This window comes from Ideonella sp. P3_A4, from assembly GCF_056403075.1.
Window position 1 is genome coordinate 1 of record NZ_JBFUGE010000673.1, and the last position, 3,045, is coordinate 3,045.

Sequence of the window (3,045 nt, forward strand, 5' to 3'; positions counted from 1 at the left end):
GGACAACTCGGCATCTATACGGGTGCAGACCCGATCCGGCACAGGGTTCTCGGGCTTGGCGACACCCTCTTCGGCGCCACGGTTGTCGACTTCGCCTTGAACCCCGTTTCGATCAATGAACTCGGTCAGATGGCGATCCGCGTGGCGCTTGACGATCGCCGCCAATTCATCTTGCGCGCCGATCCGCAAGCGTGAGGCGTGCATGGTGTGCGGCTGCAAGCAGCCGCGCCCACTGCCCCGCCCTGCCGCTCAAAGCCCCTTGCAGTTCGCGTAGAACGACACCGTCGCTGGCCAGTCGCTGAAGATGCCGATCACGCCGACGTCTTGAGCCAGCACGTCGATGACCCGCAGCACATCACCTTCGCGGCTGATGGCTGCGTCGATGGTCTGGTAGTACGAGCCGTTGTTGCCATCGGCCAGGATGCCGCTGCGCTCCAGCGACCAGGTGATCAGGTCCAGGCCGGCGGCCTTGGCATCCTTGGCGGCTTGCGACGGAACGATGTTGTTCGACGTGTCCAGCGCCAGCAGCGCCCAGCTCGGCGGCGCCCAGATGTTGATGCCCTGCGCCTTGTAGGCTTTCAACTCGGCCGCGCTCGGCAGGTCGGGCACGACTGCGGCGTCGTCGAGGTAGACGGCCTGCTTGGCAAACTGCGGCTCGTGAGCAACCCAGTAGAGGATGTCGTCCTTCAGGAATGATTGCGCGTAGACCCGGCCCGGTGCGATGCCCGCGGCCTTGTACTCGTCGATCATCTTCTGCGCATAGGCCTGCTGGGTGAGACCGTCGAAGGGCATCGCGACCACCGGCGTCTTCAGCTCAGGCGTCATCTTGACGCCGAACTTCTTGAACAGCTCGATGCTCTCGGCGTGGGTCATCAGCGTGCCGCTGGTCGGGCCGGCGTAGAGATCGGTGCGGAACGTCGGCGTGCCGGCCATGTACTCGGCCACCGTCTTGCCGCGGGGGTTGAAGGCGTCCATCTTGCCGCGCAGCGTCCTGAACTCGGCCAGCGTGATGTCGCTGGAGCGGCACTCGGCTTTCGCCGGGCTGACCAGGTTGCCCGCATCGTCGAAAGTGGCGGGCGAAAACGGCGTGGTGCACTTGGCCGCCAGCGGCGTCTGCAGGATGTTGGTGGTCGTGTGCAGGTCGTTCTGCGCGTGGCGGCAGACGAGTTCCTTGTCCTTCGTGAAGGTCACGTCGCATTCCATGATGCCCGCGCCCATGCGTGCGCCCGCCTCATAGGCCTCGCGGCTGTGCTCGGGAAACTGCAGCGGTGCGCCACGGTGGGCGATCGAGAATTCGCTGACGTGGTACTTCTCGGTCTGCTTCGCACAGGCGTTGAGCTGGCGCTTCAGCTTGCCCTCGGGCATGTCGTTGACAAGAAAGAACGGGCGCGGGCCCAGTTGCACCGACGGCACCTTGTAGGCGGTTTCGACGGCGTTGGGCGACGCGCAGGCCGACAGCGCCGAGGTGGCCAACATGGCAACTGCGGCAAATTTGAAGGCGAATGATCGGTGCATGGGGCTCCTCTTAGGGATGGCAAGTTTCGACCGAGGTCGGCTCGGCTGGCTGCAGATTAGACGGCCGACATGTCGCGGCCATGACCTGAGTGAGCCTGGGCGCCCTACCTGCGCATCCGTCGGCCCACCAGCCGTTCGTCAGCCGATATCCGCCCTCACCCACGCCGCCGCCCGCTCGGCCATCATCAGCGTCGGGCTGCAGGTGTTGCCGCTGGTGATCGTCGGCATCGCGCCGGCGTCGACGACGCGCAGGCCATGCACCCCGCGAACGCGGAACTTCGAATCCAGCACGGCGAGCGGGTCGCGGTCGGCACCCATCTTCGTGGTGCCCACCGGGTGGAAGATCGTGGTCGCGATGTCGCCCGCCAGGCGCACCAGATCAGCGTCGCTGTCGAACTGCACGCCGGGCTTGAACTCCTCGGGCCGATACCTGGCCAGCGCGGGTTGCGCCGCGATGCGTCGGGTCACCCGCAGTGAATCTGCCGCGACTTGGCGGTCCTCGTCGGTGCTGAGGTAGTTGGGCGAGATCGCTGGTGCGTCCTCATGGCGAGGACTGCGGATCCGGACCGTCCCGCGGCTCGTCGGGTTCAGGTTGCACACGCTGGCGGTGAAGGCCGGGAAGCTGTGCAGGGGCTCGCCGAAGGCGTCGAGCGACAGCGGCTGCACGTGGTACTGGATGTTCGGCCAGACGTAAGCGGTGGAACTGCGGGTGAAGGCACCGAGTTGCGAGGGCGCCATGCTCATCGGGCCGCTGCGGCCCCAGAGGTATTCGAGCGCGATCCGCGCCTTGCCGAGCAGCGACGACGCCAGCTCGTTGAGCGTCAGCGCGCCCTGCACTTTGAACACCGCGCGCACCTGCAGGTGGTCTTGCAGGTTCTCGCCGACGCCAGGCACATCGGCCACGACCGGGATGCCGTGGTGCTGCAGCAGTGCGGCTGGCCCGACGCCCGACAGCTGCAGGATCTGCGGCGAGCCGATGCTGCCGGCGCACAGGATCACCTCTCGGCGCGCCCTCGCCTCGACCATCTGGCGCCCGTCCCACACGCGCACGCCGACGCAGCGCGGGCGGCCGTCCGGCGCGGGCTCGAACAGCAGCTGCGTCACGCGGGAGTTCACCCACAGTTTGAAGTTGGGCCGCGCATCGCAGGTCGGCCGCAAGAAGGCCTTGGCCGAGTTCCAGCGCCAGCCGGCCCGCTGGTTGACCTGGAAGTAGCCCACGCCTTCGTTGTTGCCGCGGTTGAAGTCGGCGCTGGCTGGCACGCCGGCTTGCTGCGCGGCGAGTGCGAAGGCGTCGAGGACGTCCCATCGCAGGCGTTGTTTCTCGACACGCCACTCGCCCCCGACGCCGTGGAAGGCCGCGAACTCGGGGTCTGCCGCGCCACCGTCGCCGAGGTAGTGGTCTTCGTGCCGCTTGAAGGCCGGCAACACATGTTCCCAACGCCAGGCATCGTCGCCAGTGAGCTCGGCCCAGCGCTCGTAGTCGCGCGATTGGCCGCGCATGTAGATCATCCCGTTGATGCTGGACGAGCC

General features: G+C 66.9%; 3 protein-coding genes. 1 reads left to right on the forward strand and 2 read right to left on the reverse strand.

What is annotated here, in order from left to right; all coding sequences use genetic code 11:
- Nucleotides 1-195 (forward strand): hypothetical protein (locus AC1DYI_RS30925; protein WP_477207943.1); only part of this gene is annotated, 195 nt, incomplete at its 5' end.
- A gap of 54 nt (nucleotides 196-249) precedes the next feature.
- Here the strand turns inward: AC1DYI_RS30925 and AC1DYI_RS30930 are convergent.
- Together AC1DYI_RS30930 and AC1DYI_RS30935 are read right to left on the reverse strand one after the other, a co-directional pair.
- Nucleotides 250-1,515, reverse strand: coding sequence for a glycerophosphodiester phosphodiesterase family protein (locus AC1DYI_RS30930; RefSeq protein ID WP_477207944.1), 1,266 nt, complete (start codon nucleotides 1,513-1,515; stop codon nucleotides 250-252).
- Nucleotides 1,516-1,653: 138 nt separating this feature from the next.
- A partial coding sequence (locus tag AC1DYI_RS30935) for a GMC family oxidoreductase (RefSeq protein WP_477207945.1) occupies nucleotides 1,654-3,045 on the reverse strand: 1,392 nt, incomplete at its 5' end.